This window comes from Cohnella phaseoli, from assembly GCF_003386235.1.
GTDB classification, from domain to species: domain Bacteria; phylum Bacillota; class Bacilli; order Paenibacillales; family Paenibacillaceae; genus Cohnella; species Cohnella phaseoli.
On record NZ_QRDZ01000034.1, the window covers coordinates 57,612 to 74,165 of the forward strand.

Here is a 16,554-nt window from a genome sequence, read left to right on the forward strand (position 1 = left end):
TAGACATACACAGGAGGTCATCTACAATGTCAAACACGAAGCATCGTTTTACCAGATTTGCTCTAGCATCCGCTTTGTCTCTTTCTCTTCTATCGGCTTGTTCGAACGGAGGAAGCAACGGAGCCGCGTCTTTGGAAGCAAGTCCAAGTCCGATCGCTTCTACCGACTCGTCGCCTTCCGCAGCTGCGGAGACGCCGGTGAAGGAAGAGCTTCTCGAATACACCTTCCTGGACACGGTCCATCCGACGGCGCCGTTCGGATACAACAATCCGAACGACGTGGTCACTCCTTACGTGGAAGATAAGTTCAACATCAAGGTCAAAGATATTATTTTTTCCGCGGGAACGAGTCCGGTCGAACGAATCAACATGCTGATCGCGGCAGGGAATCTGCCTGACGTCGTCCTGGCCGACAATCCGAACCTTTCGGTGCTGTACGCAACGGGAGCATTCGAGGATCTGACGCCGTACAAGGACTTGCTGGTCAATACGGACAAGTTTGTGTCCGATACCGGCTGGAATATGCTGATGCAGGACGGCAAGCTGATCGCGCTGCCGACAAACGCGACGCCGGATCAGTCCAACCCGGATGTGAAAGCTCTTACCGATGCCGACATCCACTATCGCCCTCATTACGCTCAGAACTTGTTCGTACGCGAGGATATTTTGGAGAAGCTGGGCTATAAGTTCAAGAAGGTGAAGGAGCTGCAGGCCGAGCTGGATGCGAACCCTCGGCGATTGACGGAGGCGGATTTGGCCGTAGAGCCGGCGATCGATACGCCCGAGAAGTTCGAAAAGCTGCTCTACGACATTAAAGCGCTCGATCTGAAAGAAAACGGGAAGTCGGTTATTCCGCTAGAGCTGCCCGATTGGGGGGCTTACCATCTGAGCCAGATTTATGCGCCGTCGGGCGGTTATTATGCGAATCCGACGACCCAAGAGGTGACAGGGTGGATCAACAATCCGTTCATGAAGGAGTATTATTCGCATCTGTACAAATGGTTCAGCGACGGAATTCTGGATAAGGACTATCTGATCCAGAAGCCGGAGCAATTACAGGAGAAAACGGCGTCCGGCAGGGTGGCCGTCACGTTCTTCGCTCCTGACTTCAATGCCGTCCGCCAAAACCTGGCGCAGCTGAATCCGGATTACGACATGCGTCCGATCGCTTGGCCGAAGTCGCAATACGAGCTTGAGACAGGCAACCCTTCCTATATCGACGCGGATTATCCGGCAGGCTTCACCAATATTTTAGTTAAAAAAGGCTTTAAGGATATCCCTCGGCTGTTGAAATATTTCGACTGGTTCCAGTCGGAGGAAGCGATGGAGATTACGGCGTGGGGACCCGAGAGCGCAGGCTTGTATGAAAAAGTCGACGGTCGTCGGGTGTTCAAGGACAAGGAGTTGATAGCTTCCCTGGACGGTACGGAGACGGGGGTCGGCGGCAAGACGGCGGAGTATTACGGCATCAACAATACGAGCAAAGCCTTCCTGACCGCTCCGGCCACCTTCTATAACAATAAGACCTATCATACGGAGCCTACGAAATTCGACGCTTGGGGAGATTTGCGCGTCGTAGCGGGCGCCTCGAAGCTAAGTCTAGACGGAACGGTGCTTCCGGCTAGCGGGCTGAAATCGAACGAAACCTCGCAATACTACTGGAATACTTTCCGTACGACGAAGACGGCTCAACTGATAATGTCGAAGAACGAGGATGAATTTAACCAGGCTTGGGATAAGCTTGTGGCCGAGTTTAACGACAAAGGCGGATACGAGGCGGGCATCGAGGAGATGAAGCCGAAGTTCCAGGTGTCGCTGGGCGTCAAGTAACCGAGGAGCGGCAATACAGCGGCGCGATTAGAGAACGGAGCTGTCCCCTGTAATGGGGACAGCCCTGAACGCATTGGAGGAGCATCATGAATCGAACTCAAGACATTCGCAAAATCAAGCTCGGCATCGTCGGCGTCGGAAGCCGGGGAACGGGACTGCTTCAGGAACTGCTGGCCATGGAGGATGTGGAAATCGCGGCCGTCTCCGATCTGTACGAGGACCGGATGCGCGAGGCGGCGGCCTTAATCGAAGAAACGGGGAGATCGGCTCCCGGCCTTTACTTGCGCTATCAAGACCTGTTGAATGAGAGCGACGCGGAAGGCGTCATTATCGCCTCCTCTTGGACCAGTCATGCGGAGATTGCCGTGGCAGCGATGAAGGCGGGCAAATATGCCGGCATGGAAGCTGGGGGAGCATCCTCTCTCGAAGAATGCTGGCAGTTGGTCCGAACCTTCGAGGAGACCGGAACGCCTTGTATGCTGCTGGAAAATTGCTGCTACGGCCGCGAGGAAATGGCGCTTCTAAATATGGCCAAGCAAGGCCTTTTCGGAGAGCTAATTCACTGCCAAGGCGGCTACGAGCACGATCTGAGGGACGAGGTTGCCAGCGGCGAAGAGAAACGGCATTATCGTCTCCGCAATTATTTGCGGCGGAACGGGGAGATCTACCCGACGCACGGAATCGGCCCGATCGCGAAATATTTGGATATCCACCGGGGCAATCGCTTTATGACTCTATCATCGATGTCCTCCAAGGCTCGCGGAATTAATTTGTGGGCGCGGGAGAATCTCGGACCGGATCATCCGGCGGCAAAGGCCGACTTCGCTCAAGGAGACGTTGTGACGACGATGATTCGCTGCGCTCGCGGGGAGACGATTCTGCTCACCCATGACACGACACTACCCCGTCCATATTCCAGAGCGGGCAGAGTGCAGGGCACTCGCGGAATCTGGATGGAGGATAACGGATCGATCCATATCGAAGGGCGCAGCCGACCTCACGAATGGGAAGCCTTTGGGAAGTACATGGAGGAATACGATCATCCACTGTGGCAGTGGTATCGGCAGGAAGGCGTGCGCGGCGGTCACGGGGGAATGGACTATCTCTGCCTGCGCGCCTTTATTGAAAGCGTAGCTAGCCGTGGACCGACGCCGATCGACGTTTACGATACGGCGGCATGGATGGCCGTGACCTGTTTGTCGGAGCAATCGGTGGCGCTTGGAGGGAATGCGGTCAGCTTCCCCGATTTTACGAACGGCGGCTGGATCGGCGGTTCTTCCGGTACATCTTCAGACTACGACGGCAAGTATTCTTTAGAGATTCATTCGAACGCTTAACTTCATAACGGGTGGGGGATGGGCATGCATGCGAATTAAGCTTAGGGGATTTAGACGTCTTGCGGTTATATCGCTCGCGGCAGCGATTGCAGCAGGAATGTTGGGGGACGTTCGGGCATCGGCCGCGGACGTTCCTCCTCAAATCGGGATCTGGTATAGCACGTGGTATGCCAAAGAAGGCGCATACGTATGGGCGGAAAATTTGGGGACGGCATCTACAAACCAACTGCTCGGCGACGCGAATGGAGACGGCAAAGCGGATGCCGTCCTGTATGACAGCTCGAACGGGAAGTGGACGGTGGCGCTCTCGAACGGCAACGGGTTTTCCGCCGCGAGTATGTGGGTAACGGGGCACGGCTATGGCTCGGCGGATCAATTTCTTGCAGATGTCAATGGGGACGGCAAGGCGGATGCAGTCGTCTATTTCGAGCAGGACGGAAGCTGGTGGGTATCGTTGTCTACCGGCTCCGGCTTTGGGAGCTACTCCAAATGGAAGCAAAGCTTCGGAATCGGGGCTAACAAACGCATGCTGTCCGATGTGAACGGAGACGGGAAAGCGGATGCCATCGCGTATTACGGGAATGCGGGAGACTGGTGGGTCGCTCCGTCGACGGGCAACGCTTTCGGCGCAGAAAGCCGCTGGATCTCCGGGCATGGCGTCGGCTCCGGCAATCAAATGCTGGCGGACGTTAATGGAGACGGCAAGGCCGATTCCATCGTCTTTTTCGATCAGGACGGAAGCTGGTGGACGGCGTTATCGAACGGCGCGAATGCCTTTCAGGGCTATACCCGCTGGAAGAACGGATTCGGAAGCGGTTCATCCGCCCAGTTCGTCGGGGACACGGATGGCGACGGGAAAGCGGATGCCGTTGTCTATAAATCCGACAGCAACCCGAATGGCAACTGGTACCGGGCATTATCAAGCGGAGCCTCGTTTGGCAGCGCTCAGGATTGGAAGATACGGCATGGCAACGGATCAGGCAAGCAATGGCTAGCTGACGTGTTCGGCGACGGAACGGAAGCTCCGGTTGCCTTCTTTCCGGCATCGGGACAATGGAAAGCGCTTCCCGCCGATCTCTATTATTTCAAACCGAACCTATGGAATACATGGGAAGGGGGGCTTCTGCCGAACAGCCGACCGATCAAGTACGTTCCCAGAACGAACGGGGTTTTCTCGACTTACGATAGCGGAGACTCTGCGGTGATCGATGAGCACCTGGCTATGCTCGCTGACGCCAAAATAGACTTCGTGATCCTGGATGAGACGAACGGAATCAACGTAGATAACGGCTATATTAAGCAACGGGCTGCTGCGCTGGCAGGCAGAATCGCTATCTGGAACGCGAATCCGTCCCATCGGCCGATCAAATACGCGATTGCAGTAGGAGCGATGCAGAGCACGCATCTTCCGCAAACAATGGAGGACGAGAGCGAGATCGTATGGGACGAGTTCGCCAATCACCCCGTATATGGCGGTTCCGACAACTACTATTATTTAAACGGAAAGCCGTTGATCGTATCCTATGCGGAATATGCCGACCGACTCCAGTGGGAGGGGTGGAGCGGAGACAAAACGGAATCCAATCGCTTTACCGTCCGCTGGATACAGGGCAAGGTACCATGGGAGCCCGGGGCGGTTTTCGGGGGAACTCCGCCGGTCTCTGATTACGGCTTGTACTTCGGATGGAGCTATCCGCTGGGAGCACAGGCCAATGCCGATACAATGGTGGTCATGCCCGGTCATAACAATAACGTGGGCGATTGGATATCACGAACCTACAATGGAGTTCGAGGCGGCTTTTATACCGAATTGGGCTGGAATCGGGTACTCATCCAAGATCCTAAAATAGTCGTCATCAACTCGTTTAATGAATTTGCCGAGGAAACCGCCGTTCAACCAGCCGACACGAGCATGCTAGAAGCTCCGAGCGAGAAATGGCTGAACGGCGCAGGACAGCAGGATCCGGATATGTATTGGAATATGACGAAGCAGGCGATCGAGGATTTGCTGGCCCAGTAGAAAGGAATAAACCGATGCGAAGGGGACGAACAGGATGAGAAGAAAATTTGGAGGCGTATTGCTGTTGCTAAGCATCCTTGTATCTATTGGCGCAGGTGCGGCCAATGCGAAGCCGATTAAGGAAACGGATAAGTTTCCGAAAAAGTTGACGAATGCCGGTTTTCATCCACAGATTGGAATCTGGTATACCGTTTGGTGGGACGACGAGAAGCCTTATTCGGATCATTGGCAGGATTGGACGCGTTATCGTCCGGTGCTGGGCGATTATGCATCCGACGATCCGCACATTATCCGCACGCATATGCAGTGGATCAAGCAAGCGGGCATCGACTATGTCATTCTGGACGATACGAACAGCCACTTTGCCGACGGAGGGAACATCGCGAACAACATCGAGACTATTTTTGACGTGGTCGAGAGCATGCCGGAGGGGACTGCGCCTAAGCTTGCTTTTGCGATTGGAGCAGGGCAATACGCCGGCAATAGCGAAGAAGCTCACATGAAGGAAGTCGATTTGATTTACGAGCAGTACGCGAACCGGCCTTCCTATTATTACTGGAAAGGCAAGCCGCTGCTTGTCGATTACACGACCCCGGACTGGTTCTACAAATGGGATGACGAACGATTTACCGTCCGCTGGGCGACCGGATCGACGGGGGATGCGGCCAGCGTCGCTCCGGATACGGGATTATGGGGTTGGGTGTTCAACGAATACGTTCCAAACAAGGAAGTGTTCGGGGTCATGCCTGGCTGGGGAACGGCGCATCAAGGAAGGCCGACGACTCCGATCGACCGCGAAGACGGCAAGCTGTATACCGATCTATGGACGGAGGCGGTTAAACGAAGTCCGGAAATGATCGTGATCGCGTCCTTTAACGACCATGCGGAAGAAATCGGCATTGAAGCAATTACTCCCCGCAGTACGGACGTGAAGCCATGGGTAGACGCTTACGGGACGCCAACGCCCGATTGGTACGAGCAAATTACGAAAGGCTATGCCAGCTTGAGACAGGGCTTCCTGGAAGATTTCTATTACAAGCCGGAGAACGGCAAGCAAATCTATAAGTACGAGAATGGGAGGATGATCGAGCAATCCGCGGCTCCTCACGGCAAACCCGTAATCGTTGTCCCCGAAGCTTATTTCACAGGGAAGTTTTTGAAGGACGAGGCGAAGAAGCCCGATAAAAACGTCGCAGTAGATGTCTTTCAAACTTGGGTAGACGATTTCAAAGGAATAAAGAAAAGCTGGGGCTACGAGACGCTATTGGAAAATGGGAATACAGTACAGGGCATGTCCAACGGGGCAGAATTTTACGACATTAAAAAATCGGGACTCGATCCGATGTTCACCCAGATCGTCGATCCGAAGCAGCGTATCGTACGCAAAGGATTCAAGGCTCACCCTGCATGGCTGGATTCGAAGGGCTGGAGCTTGGGGAAGGTTGCAGTGAAGCTTCCGAAAGCGAAAAAGCTTTACCTCACGTATTACCCCGGTAAAGTCAACACACTCAGCGATGGGATCGTATCGTCAGTAATCGTGAATGGTCGAACGACGGATACCCAGTGGGTCACAGGAGAAGCGGGATGGAAGAGCAAGGTTGTCATCGATTTGTCCAAGTACGCCGGCCAATCGATTGAATTGGCTTTTAAGGTCGGCTGGGGACAGGAGAAGCTGGGCGACGAGGCCACGACGGCCTACGATGCTTTCTTGATCGGAGACCCGCTGATCGTAACGAAGCTGTAAAATGAGGCAAGCCGGTTCGGGGCTGTTACGACGAACCGGCTTGGTTTTGTTGTACGGGCGGAGGCTTCTCGAGTTCATTGCAGCACATCCTCGAATAGCCGGCTGACCGTGAAGGAGACGCAAGGGAGCTTGCTTGAGACGACCTGCTCGTCATTTTCGTATAGCTGGATTAGTTCATACTTCCCGCGCTCATCCAAGCGAAACTGCTCTAACGTCCGAGACTCGGGATCGACGATCCAATATTCCGGGACGCCGTGTTTCTCGTATACGGCTCTCTTCTTCAGCCTGTCCCGTTTCTGAGAGCTTGGGGAGAGAACCTCCACGGCCAGATCCGGCGGACCTTCTATTCCTCGGGAAGTGACGATGTGCTTTCGGCTGCGATGGATCATGAGCGCGTCGGGCTGCACGACGTTCGTGTTGCTCAAGATAACATCTAGCGGCGCTCCAGCACCCCGTCGATGACCTCGTAACGGTTCCCGTCGTCGAGCAATGCCGCATAAGTCTCGTAAGTTGCCGGCTGCTCCTTCACTTTGTCTGTGGCTTTTTTGCTTTTCTCCATTCCAAACCTTCCTTTTTTGGGAAACTCGGAGTCGGCGCTGCCAGTCGGCTATGTCAACTGATCCGGCGGAACGGGCAGATTGCGAACAAGCTCGTCCATGCTGAAAGAAACGCAGGGAGCGGTTTGGGACTGAATTGTTTCCTCTCCGGAATAGACATCGACCAGCTCATAATAGTCGCCGTGTAATTCATATTGCTCCAAAGTAAAGTTGGACGGGTCGACGATCCAATACTCGCGCACCCCGTACTTGGCGTATACGTTGCGCTTTGTCAGCTTGTCCCGTTTAAGAGAGTGCTTGGACGTAATTTCGACGACGAGGTCGGGAGCGCCGTTAATGCCACGGTTACTGATAATGTGCGTTCGGCTCATGTGTACCATAACGAGATCGGGCTGTCGAACCTCGGTATCCGAGAGAATCACATCGAGCGGCGCAACTGCAACAATAAACTCATTTCGGCAGCTTGCATTCAGCCTGAACAGAATTTCTCCGAGCAACAGCTGATGAATAAATAGAGGAGAAGGACTCATCAGCTCCAGCACCCCGTCCGAAATCTCGTAACGGTTGCCGTCATCCTCCATGTTCGCGTACATCTCGTAGGTCACGGGCGACTCCTTCACCAATTCCTCGTAAGTTTTCTTCTTCATTTTCCCCACCTCCGTCTCCTAATCAAAAAGCACCCCGCAAAGAAACACGTGAACGTGTCCGGCTTTGGGAGGTGCTTCCTCGACTTTATTTCCTTTATTATGCCGAATTCATCAGGGGCTGTCAATTGGTAGCGGTAGCGGTAATGCTTGCCGTGGTGCTTATGCATTTTGCGATTTGCGACAGATCGACCGAGAAGGTAGGATAAAGAGAAAGCAAGAGGAAGGATGGAGCGCCATGAAGCTTTCATTTCGGCAAGTAGAAACAAGAGAGAATATTGAGGCTGCAGCGGAGCTAGCCTCCGAAATTTGGCACGAGTACTTCATTAGCATCATTACGACTGAGCAGATCGAATATATGCTGGACAAGTTTCAATCCGTTCATGCCATGACAGACCAAATCGAGCGCCAAGGCTATGAGTATAACTTCATGCAGGCGGACGGACGCAACGTCGGGTATATAGGGATCAAGCCGGAGGGGACGAAGCTGCTGCTGAGCAAGTTTTACCTTCTCAAGGCGCACAGGGGCCAAGGGTATGCGAGCCAAGCGATGAGCTTCCTGGAGGAGCTATGCAGGCAGCGCAAGCTGGGCGCGATCTGGCTTACCGTGAATCGGCACAACGCCTCCACCATTGCCGTCTACGAGAAAAAAGGCTTTCGAACCGTTCGCGAGCAAGTGGCGGATATTGGCGGAGGCTACGTAATGGATGATTATATTATGGAGAAAGAAATCGGGATCGAATAAATGGGGGACGGAGCCAAAAACACCTCGAAAAGGAACGCGTGATCGTGTTCAGCTTTGCGGAGGTGTTTTTGGGATGTCGGCAAGTTGTATTCATCTCTATTCTTTAGCAGCATCCTTAACCTGCTTCTCGAAGTTTCGGATGATCTGGTACCCGTCATGTTGGCTCATAAGCTCTTCGTAATATGCGGGCCATTGAGCCCCCGATTGATCAGAAAACAGCATCTTGACCTGCAGCTCGTTCTGACGGGAGCGAAAAGCGGCCACGTCGATGCCGACAGGCGGAGTCAGGGCAGTGCCGAGCTTCTGTTTGACCGGCATTCGGGCAAGATAGCTCTTGATCTCCTTATCCCGATTCGTCAGCGCGGGGTCGATGACCTGGAGATTGAGAACGCTGGGCGTCTCCGGTGTGAAGAAGGTCCATATATTCATGTCGCCGAGCGAGCGTTGCAGCCCTTCCTCATTCCGCGAAAGCAGCGTGATCGCGTTCCCGCTACGAGCGTAATGCTCGCCTTCGATGCCATAATGCGTCAGGAGAAAGCCTTCTTCGCCGGCCAACCAGTCAAGTATTTCCACGATCTTTTTCATTTTCTCCGGATGCTTGTCCGCCGTCATCTTGGAGAATACAAAGGGATACTCGGGCGAGACGCCGGCTCTTAAGGGTTGATCGCCCAAAGGATTAAACGGTACCCAGTCGGCCTCCGGATTGGACTGGCGCGTTCGCGATTGAAGACTAGCCGGATTGGCGTCCAGAGCGAAATCGACGCTCTCGCCCAGCACGATACCGGCTATTCCTTGCACGGCTTTGTCGATGTGATCCGTCCCGGAGTTGAAAAACCAATCCGGATCGACAACTCCCTCGTTAATGACCTTAAGAATATCGTCAACGACTTGTCCGATCCGCAAATCCGAAGTCATGTCGACGAGCTTGTTATTTTCCATGTAGGCGGGGTAGATCAGGCCGTTCTTGACGTATTCGGGCCAATCGGTCGACAGGCTCGAATTGTTGCCTGAGGTTGTGAAGCCGTAGGTATCGTCCTTGCCGTTGCCGTCCGGATCGTCGAATGTGAAGGCGCGAAGCACGTTCAAATAGTTGTCGTAGGTTCGAGGAATCTCCAATTCGAGACGTTCGAGCCAGTCCCGGCGAATGTAATAGCTCCGATAGACGTTTTTGTCGTAAGGCACGGGGGCGCGATAGAAGCGGTTATGAATCGTATATTGCCTTAGTTCCTTCTCGTTTGCCCAGTATTTAAAATAATTCGGCATAGTCAGCGGGGAAACGAAAGAGGTCATATCGGCGAGTACTCCGTCTAGCGCCAGCTTGGAGGCACCGTCACTGGAACGATCGATCCACATATCGGGCGGATTGTTGGCGAGCAGCATTTCCTCGATGGCTGCGTTATAGTCGTTGCCGGGAATTCGGGACTCGACCCGAAGGCGAACATTGAATTTGTCTTCTATCGTCTTGAGGATGAAATCGTCATTCGCATCGGGAGATTTCATGCTTAGCGGCGAGGGTACAAAAATATGAATACTCATTCTTCCGTCATCCGAACGAGCGAAAACCGAATCGTCCGATTGCCTGCTCTGCCCCAATAGGATCCAAACTAGGACGGACAGGCCAGCGACCATAAATAACATTAAGACCAACAAGGGACGGCCTCGAGTCATGTAGTCCCCTCCAACGGATGATTGATGGTCGTGCATGAGATGTGCTTTAATAATGTTAATTGATTTCTAGCGTAAAAGAAACGCCCCGCCACGCATTTATTTTGGCTGCACCGGCTGCCGATACGAGGAGAGCCTATGAAGACGAACTGGTTTAATAGACTGCTGCTCTCTTATTTGCCCGTTTTCTTTATCATTAGCTTAAGCTTGCTGCTGATGACTTACTTAACGCTGAGCGAAATGTCCAAGAAGGCCTCCGTTAAAGCGAGCCAAGCGCTCTCTCAGAATATCGTCAAGCTGATCGATAACCGGCTGGAGGCTATCGATTCCTTGCTATTCTACGAGATTCAGAACAACGACAGGCTGAAGCAGTTCTTCTCGGACAATTCCCGGGAGCATCGGAAGTATACCGATATCCAGGCCGTTTCGACGTTAAAAGAATTGCTGCAAAACAACCCGGTTATCGATTCGATCTATTTGTACCGCGCGCCGGATCAAACCGTGCTGACCACCTCTACGCTGACCCTGCTTGATCAGTTTCCGGACAAGCAATACATTGGACTCATTTTTAATAGTCGCGCTGCTTACTCGTGGACGGCCAGAACGTTGCCTTCGACGAATGGCGAGAACGAAGCGACAAGAGTCGTCAGCCTAGCTAAAAATACAAATCTGCAAAATCTCAGCTTCCTGATCGTTAACGTTCGCATCGACGCCCTCGGCGAATGGATTGCAAGCATGGCCGACAAACGGACGACGTTCGTACGGTTGAACGACGCCGATCATCGCCCCATCGTTTCGCTAGACGATGAGGAAGGAAGCGCGTCCTCGGACGTTAACCCCGGCAAGGTGCTGTCTACCGCCGTCTCCGAGAAGACGGGGTGGATTGTCTCAAGCGGCAATCGGAACGGCGGTATGTTGGAATTCGTGTCGTCTTTGTTCTACCTATGGATGGCGATAGCATCCCTCATCGTAATTGCCGGATTTGCCTGGATCATCTATGTCTCCAGGCGTCACTATAAACCGATTCAGACGTTGATCAGTCTGATCTCAGGGAAACGGGCGGCTCCCCTGCCGGCCGCAGCAGCCGAGCAAGCAGACGAATTCAAGCTGATTGAATCGACGATAGAGGACCTGTTCGACGAATCGAATGCGCTGCAGGAGCAGCATAAGGAGATGTCCGTGTACCACAAACGGCATCTATTTCTGAGCCTAATCGAGAATGCCAATGCGACGGCCAACTTCGGCCGCTATATCGAGGAAGAGATGACCCGCTTGGGAATCGAGAAGCCCGTCTCTTCTTCGCTTGTCGCGATTGTCGAGATCGATCATTACGCCGAGTTTACCGCTCAGTACGGCAGAGATCAGCATTTACTAAAATACATTTTGGGCGCATCCGTTAAAGAACTGGTAGAGAACAAGCCGTTCACCGTATGGACGGAATGGATCTCAAGCTCGAAAATGGGGATCCTGTTCCTGTTTCACGGGGATGAAGGAGAACCGGAGGTGCGCGATATTTGCGAGAAGCTGCGAGAATGGGTGGAGGGCAATCTCGATTTCACAATTACGATAGGCGTCGGACAGCTCTCTAGAGAATTGGAGATGACCGGGGAGTCTTTCCGGGAAGCCGTCAACGCCGTGGGATACAAATCGTCGTTAGGTATGAACCGAATTATCGCGCAAGAGCATATGGCGTCCAAGCCTAAGGGCGAATTGTTCATGCAGCTGCAATATTTTCGAATGATCGGTCAATCGTTCCGTCTAGGCGACGAGAAGTGGGAAGAGTATTACGAAGAGATGTTCGTAACGCTCCAAAAGCAGCTCTATACGCGGGACGATCTACACAGCCTCATGCAGGTGTTGATCGGATACTTGCAGAAGGAAATGGCCGAGCTGCCGGAAGAGTTGAACGATCTGTGGATGAGGGATATCCAACCGTCCCTGTCAAGGGCGATCGAAGAGGAAACGCAGGAAGAGGTTTACTCGGCATTCCGGGAAATTCTTCGGCAAGCCTTCGAGAGAATCGGCAAGCTTCGCGAAAGCAAATCCTCGCATCAGCTCGTTCATCAGATCAAGAGCTACATTGAAGAAAATTACGGAAATCCTGAGCTGTCGCTTACCCATCTGAGCGATGCTTTCGGACTTAATCCGAAGTACTTAAGTCGGTTGTTCCGGGAAGCCTTCGGCTCGAAGTTCATTGAATTCGTAACCGAAATCCGTATGGAGAATGCGGCGAGACTGTTGAAGGAGACGCCCCATACAATACAGGATATCGGGCGCGCCGTCGGTTACGATCAGTCGCTTACCTTTATTCGCGTATTCAAGAAACAGTTCGGCGAAACGCCTGGCCAATATCGCAAGAAAAGCTCCGAATGAAGCCCTGCAAGCGCCGCAAGGCTTCTTTTTTTCATTGTTCGACCGTTGTTTTCGGGCAAATTGTCTATTGAAGACTTATCGTCTATCGGCGGAAAACGGCCGTTATGTGCCTTTATGTCTATCCGAAGAACAATGATCTATATACCGGGCGTTAAACGGGATGCTACTTTGTGAAGGCAGCACAAACCAATTTTCTGGGAGGGTTCATCACATGTTTCAAACAGCTAGACGATGGAGCGCGGCATTGATTTGTTTGATTATCGTAAGCATGCTTGCAGCTTGCACGGGCAATAAAGAGAACGGCAGCGGCAGCCCGGAGGCAAGCGCTACGACAAGTGCGTCGGCAAGCACAGAGCCAAGCGCAAGCTCGGAAGCAAGCGAGTCCGATGTATACCCGGAGAACGGACTGCCTAAAGACGAGAAGGTAACGCTGAAGTTTGCTTATTGGGAAAACGGAAGCGGCAGGGAATGGATCGATTACGCCATCGACACGTTTACGAAGAGGTTTCCGAATGTCAGCTTCGACACGACCTATTCGCCGAAGATCGATACGATCATCGGCACAAAAATATCGGCAGGGAATGACGAGGATATGTTCGATATTTTCTCTACGCTTCTCCCCGGCGGCGGCCCTGCCATGGCGACAAGTTTGGCGGAAGCGGGCAAGTTGGAACCGCAGGACGACTTGTGGGATCACAAAGCGTTCGATAATGAAGGCAAGACGTTAAAGGAGGTACAATCCGGCATTTATGAAGGTAGAACGCTTATTTTGGATAAAATGTATGCGCTTCCTTACGGGCAAAGCGTTACCGGTTTGTTTTACAACAAAACGCTATTCGAGCAGAACGGCTGGAACCAGAATCCGAAAACATGGGGCGAATTTACCGAACTCGTAGATAAGATCAAGGCAGCCGGACTTATTCCGATTAGCTACCCCGGAAAATATCCAGTTTACTTAGGATTTACGTTCGGTATTTCGCAAATGTTCGAATTGGCCGAAATCAACGGTAACTTGGAAAAGTTCAATGACGATTACAGAAATTACAAAGCGCCTTTCTACGCTTCTCCGGAAAGCGTGAGCTTATATGATAAGGTGTACGAGCTCGCGAAGAAAAAAGCATTCCCGGACGGGGTCGCGGCATTAACCCATACGCAATCGCAAATGCAACTGCTGCAAGGGCAGGCGGCGATGGCCTCGACGGGGGAATGGGTACAGAACGAAATGAAAGATTCCATCCCTGACGGGTTTAAATGGGGATTTATGCTCGCTCCTATGGGGGACAACCCGGAAAGTACGAAATACTATCAGATTTTCGCGGGCGGCGGTCATTTTATTTGGGCGAACAAACCGGATTTGAACAAAAAGTGGGCGAAAGAATTTCTAGCATGGCTATGGAACTTGGACGTTCAGCAACTTTACGCCGAGAAAGCGGGAGGTTTGCCGATTCGCAGCGATTTCATGAACGACGCGGCACTCGTTGACAAGCTGCAGGATGCTCCGAAAGCCGTTCTGGAATACATGGCGAATAACTCCGTTAAAGGCAACAGCGAAGCGCGCAATAAATCTTTGACCGATACGAACGCGGAGAAAGCAAGGAAGCTCATGGAAGAATCCGTGAACGAAATCGCTTCCGGCAAGAAGGAACCGCTGCCGACGCTTCAGCAGGCCGAGGATTTGCTTGTCAAAGCGATTGCCGCTCAGCAATAATAGCGGCGCGGAATCGCCATAAACCGTAAAACGTCACGGAGCTCCGGAAAATCCGGCGCTCCGTGAATCTTAGAAGGAGCGACATCCAGATGAGTGAGCTTTCCAATCCGGTCGCGAATGCCGCCGTTCCTGGCGTTAACTGGAATCGCAAGGCCAAGTTTCAGAAAAGACTGTTCATTCTATTGGCGACGGTTCCGATGTTCGCAGGTTACATCGTATTCACGTTGTATCCGAATCTGTTGTCGGTCTACTATTCATTGCTGAACTGGGACGGAATCAAGGAACCGGTATTCGTCGGCCTGGACAATTTCGGAAACCTGTTGAAGGACGAATTTGTGTGGCGAGCTCTGCGTCACAATCTGATTCTTATGGGGACGGTAACGCCGGCGGTCATTCTCATTTCTTTGATTCTGGCCTATTTAATCGCAAATAAAGGGTACCGCTTCAGTTCTCTTTTCAAAGTTATTTTTTTCTTTCCGAATATTCTTTCTACGGTAGCCATTTCCTTGTTGTGGGCGTTCGTCTATGACGGATCCTTTGGGCTGTTGAATGCCGGATTGCGCCTGTTCGGGGTGGATATCGGTAATTATTATTGGCTGGGAGAGACGGGCACGGCCATATGGGCCATTATTCCGCCATCCGTGTGGGGAGCCGCCGGCTTTTATTTCGTGATCTTCGTGAATGCGATGAGCACGATTCCTAAGTCCCTGTACGAAGCCGCCATTCTTGAAGGAGCTAGCCACCGAATTAGGCTGTTCAACATAACGGTCCCGCTTATCATGCCGATTATCCGTATTGCAGTTCTGTTTTTAATGCTTGGAGTTTTTAAAGGCTTTGAAAATATATTGATTCTAACGAATGGCGGGCCGTCGGGTTCGACGGAAGTGCTCGGGTTATATATGTTCAATATCGCGTTCGGCAGCGGCATTCACAATTACGGGTACGCATCCGCCATTGGCATGCTATTGTTCATTATTCTCGTCGCGGCGAAGTTGACGATAGACCGCTTTACTGCCAATCGGGATTCGGAATTCTAAGGGGAGGGAAAACGGTGCAAGAGAGAAGAACGTTCGTCGATGCGTCATGGTACGTCCTCCTGCTGATTTGGTCCGTTTCGATCCTGTTCCCCCTGCTTTGGGTATTCTATGAATCTCTTAAGACGAATCAGGAGTTTTTCCATGATGTATGGAAGCTTCCGACCGATTTGCAGTGGATGAATTACGGAGACGCCTGGACGGAATACGGGATCGGCAGCTCGATGTTGAATACGGTTTATTATGTTGGCGTAAGCCTGATCGTCGGGACATTTTTGACGGCAATCAACGCCTATGTGCTAACCCGGTTGGAATTCAAGGGGAAAAAGCTGCTATGGGGCGTCATTATGTTATCGCTGTTTTTACCGGGGATTAATGCGCTCGTGCCTCAATACATTTTAATGCGCGATTTGCATCTCACGAATAGCCTGACGGGTATCGTCGTGCTCGACAGCTTTAGCGAAATCGCTTTTTATTTGTTGATGCTGAGCGGGTTTATGCAATCGTTACCCAAGGAGCTTGAGGAAAGCGGGGCCATAGACGGGGCTTCGATTTTTCAGATCTTCTTTAAAATCATTTTGCCGCTGTGCACGGCCGGAATCGTGACGGTGGCGATCTTCAAGTTTCTGGCATTATACAATAATTTCCTGGGCCCGTTCATTTATTTGGGAGATCCGGACAAATATACGATCGGAGTGGCCATGTATCAGGCTAGCCAGATTATGCAGTACAAAGCCGATTGGGTAACGTTGTTCGCCGGGTTGATGATTACGATGATCCCCTTGGTACTTATGTACATCTTTTTGCAGCGCAATATTATGGAAGGGGCCACGCTAGGCGCCGTTAAGGGGTAGGCGAGGGGAAAGGCGGACATCGTTTCGCGGCGTGCGGGAAAGGA

13 protein-coding genes are annotated in these 16,554 nt (G+C 52.3%); 9 read left to right on the top strand and 4 right to left on the bottom strand.

Features of this window, described 5'->3' with window-relative positions:
- Nucleotides 1-26: 26 nt before the first annotated feature.
- The 4 genes from DFP98_RS31225 (at nt 27) to DFP98_RS31240 (ending at nt 6,930) form a co-directional block, all read left to right on the top strand.
- Nucleotides 27-1,829, top strand: coding sequence for a type 2 periplasmic-binding domain-containing protein (locus tag DFP98_RS31225; RefSeq protein WP_116064562.1), 1,803 nt, complete (start codon nt 27-29; stop codon nt 1,827-1,829).
- Nucleotides 1,830-1,915: 86 nt separating this feature from the next.
- Complete coding sequence (locus tag DFP98_RS31230; protein ID WP_116064563.1) at nt 1,916-3,166, top strand: Gfo/Idh/MocA family protein; 1,251 nt, start codon at nt 1,916-1,918, stop codon at nt 3,164-3,166.
- 28 nt (nt 3,167-3,194) lie between these two features.
- Nucleotides 3,195-5,186, top strand: a complete 1,992-nt coding sequence (locus DFP98_RS31235; RefSeq protein WP_116064564.1) for an FG-GAP-like repeat-containing protein — start codon at nt 3,195-3,197, stop codon at nt 5,184-5,186.
- A 34-nt stretch (nt 5,187-5,220) separates the two neighbouring features.
- Nucleotides 5,221-6,930, top strand: coding sequence for a glycoside hydrolase family 71/99 protein (locus DFP98_RS31240; protein WP_116064565.1), 1,710 nt, complete (start codon nt 5,221-5,223; stop codon nt 6,928-6,930).
- Nucleotides 6,931-7,004: 74 nt separating this feature from the next.
- On the opposite strand, the gene DFP98_RS31245 is transcribed toward DFP98_RS31240, so the two are convergent.
- Genes DFP98_RS31245 through DFP98_RS31250 form a run of 3 tightly spaced genes read right to left on the bottom strand, consistent with a single transcriptional unit; the run spans nt 7,005 to nt 8,134 of the window.
- Nucleotides 7,005-7,421, bottom strand: coding sequence for a Uma2 family endonuclease (locus DFP98_RS31245; RefSeq protein ID WP_342772523.1), 417 nt, complete (start codon nt 7,419-7,421; stop codon nt 7,005-7,007).
- Nucleotides 7,364-7,489, bottom strand: coding sequence for a hypothetical protein (locus DFP98_RS40060; protein WP_281275173.1), 126 nt, complete (start codon nt 7,487-7,489; stop codon nt 7,364-7,366). The genes DFP98_RS31245 and DFP98_RS40060 overlap by 58 nt, the downstream gene beginning before the upstream one ends.
- A gap of 48 nt (nt 7,490-7,537) precedes the next feature.
- Nucleotides 7,538-8,134, bottom strand: coding sequence for a Uma2 family endonuclease (locus DFP98_RS31250; RefSeq protein WP_116064566.1), 597 nt, complete (start codon nt 8,132-8,134; stop codon nt 7,538-7,540).
- 235 nt (nt 8,135-8,369) lie between these two features.
- Between DFP98_RS31250 and DFP98_RS31255 the strand changes: the two genes are divergently transcribed.
- On the top strand, nt 8,370-8,876 hold the full coding sequence (locus tag DFP98_RS31255) for a GNAT family N-acetyltransferase (protein WP_116064567.1): 507 nt from the start codon (nt 8,370-8,372) through the stop codon (nt 8,874-8,876).
- A gap of 96 nt (nt 8,877-8,972) precedes the next feature.
- On the opposite strand, the gene DFP98_RS31260 is transcribed toward DFP98_RS31255, so the two are convergent.
- Nucleotides 8,973-10,412, bottom strand: coding sequence for an extracellular solute-binding protein (locus DFP98_RS31260; protein ID WP_181918050.1), 1,440 nt, complete (start codon nt 10,410-10,412; stop codon nt 8,973-8,975).
- A gap of 267 nt (nt 10,413-10,679) precedes the next feature.
- Here DFP98_RS31260 and DFP98_RS31265 point away from each other — a divergent pair, with 267 nt between their 5' ends.
- The 4 genes from DFP98_RS31265 to DFP98_RS31280 all read left to right on the top strand — a co-directional run bounded on the left by DFP98_RS31265 (nt 10,680) and on the right by DFP98_RS31280 (nt 16,510).
- Nucleotides 10,680-12,914, top strand: coding sequence for a helix-turn-helix domain-containing protein (locus DFP98_RS31265; protein WP_116064569.1), 2,235 nt, complete (start codon nt 10,680-10,682; stop codon nt 12,912-12,914).
- 211 nt (nt 12,915-13,125) lie between these two features.
- Nucleotides 13,126-14,622: an ABC transporter substrate-binding protein gene (locus DFP98_RS31270; RefSeq protein ID WP_181918051.1), complete on the top strand. Its 1,497-nt coding sequence runs from the start codon at nt 13,126-13,128 to the stop codon at nt 14,620-14,622.
- 89 nt (nt 14,623-14,711) lie between these two features.
- Nucleotides 14,712-15,659 carry a carbohydrate ABC transporter permease gene (locus tag DFP98_RS31275; RefSeq protein ID WP_116064571.1) on the top strand — a complete coding sequence of 316 codons (948 nt, stop codon included), beginning with the start codon at nt 14,712-14,714 and terminating at the stop codon, nt 15,657-15,659.
- Between the two features lie 14 nt (nt 15,660-15,673).
- Nucleotides 15,674-16,510 carry a carbohydrate ABC transporter permease gene (locus tag DFP98_RS31280; protein ID WP_116064572.1) on the top strand — a complete coding sequence of 279 codons (837 nt, stop codon included), beginning with the start codon at nt 15,674-15,676 and terminating at the stop codon, nt 16,508-16,510.
- Nucleotides 16,511-16,554 lie beyond the last annotated feature (44 nt).

Excerpts from the sequence above, each read along its gene's own strand:
- DFP98_RS31225 (WP_116064562.1), top strand. The coding sequence starts at position 27 with ATGTCAAACACGAAGCATCGTTTTACCAGATTTGCTCTAGCATCCGCT.
- DFP98_RS31230 (WP_116064563.1), top strand. The coding sequence starts at position 1,916 with ATGAATCGAACTCAAGACATTCGCAAAATCAAGCTCGGCATCGTCGGC.
- DFP98_RS31235 (WP_116064564.1), top strand. The coding sequence starts at position 3,195 with ATGCGAATTAAGCTTAGGGGATTTAGACGTCTTGCGGTTATATCGCTC.
- DFP98_RS31240 (WP_116064565.1), top strand. The coding sequence starts at position 5,221 with ATGAGAAGAAAATTTGGAGGCGTATTGCTGTTGCTAAGCATCCTTGTA.
- DFP98_RS40060 (WP_281275173.1), bottom strand. The coding sequence starts at position 7,489 with ATGGAGAAAAGCAAAAAAGCCACAGACAAAGTGAAGGAGCAGCCGGCA.
- DFP98_RS31250 (WP_116064566.1), bottom strand. The coding sequence starts at position 8,134 with ATGAAGAAGAAAACTTACGAGGAATTGGTGAAGGAGTCGCCCGTGACC.
- DFP98_RS31255 (WP_116064567.1), top strand. The coding sequence starts at position 8,370 with ATGAAGCTTTCATTTCGGCAAGTAGAAACAAGAGAGAATATTGAGGCT.
- DFP98_RS31260 (WP_181918050.1), bottom strand. The coding sequence starts at position 10,412 with ATGAGTATTCATATTTTTGTACCCTCGCCGCTAAGCATGAAATCTCCC.
- DFP98_RS31265 (WP_116064569.1), top strand. The coding sequence starts at position 10,680 with ATGAAGACGAACTGGTTTAATAGACTGCTGCTCTCTTATTTGCCCGTT.
- DFP98_RS31270 (WP_181918051.1), top strand. The coding sequence starts at position 13,126 with ATGTTTCAAACAGCTAGACGATGGAGCGCGGCATTGATTTGTTTGATT.
- DFP98_RS31275 (WP_116064571.1), top strand. The coding sequence starts at position 14,712 with ATGAGTGAGCTTTCCAATCCGGTCGCGAATGCCGCCGTTCCTGGCGTT.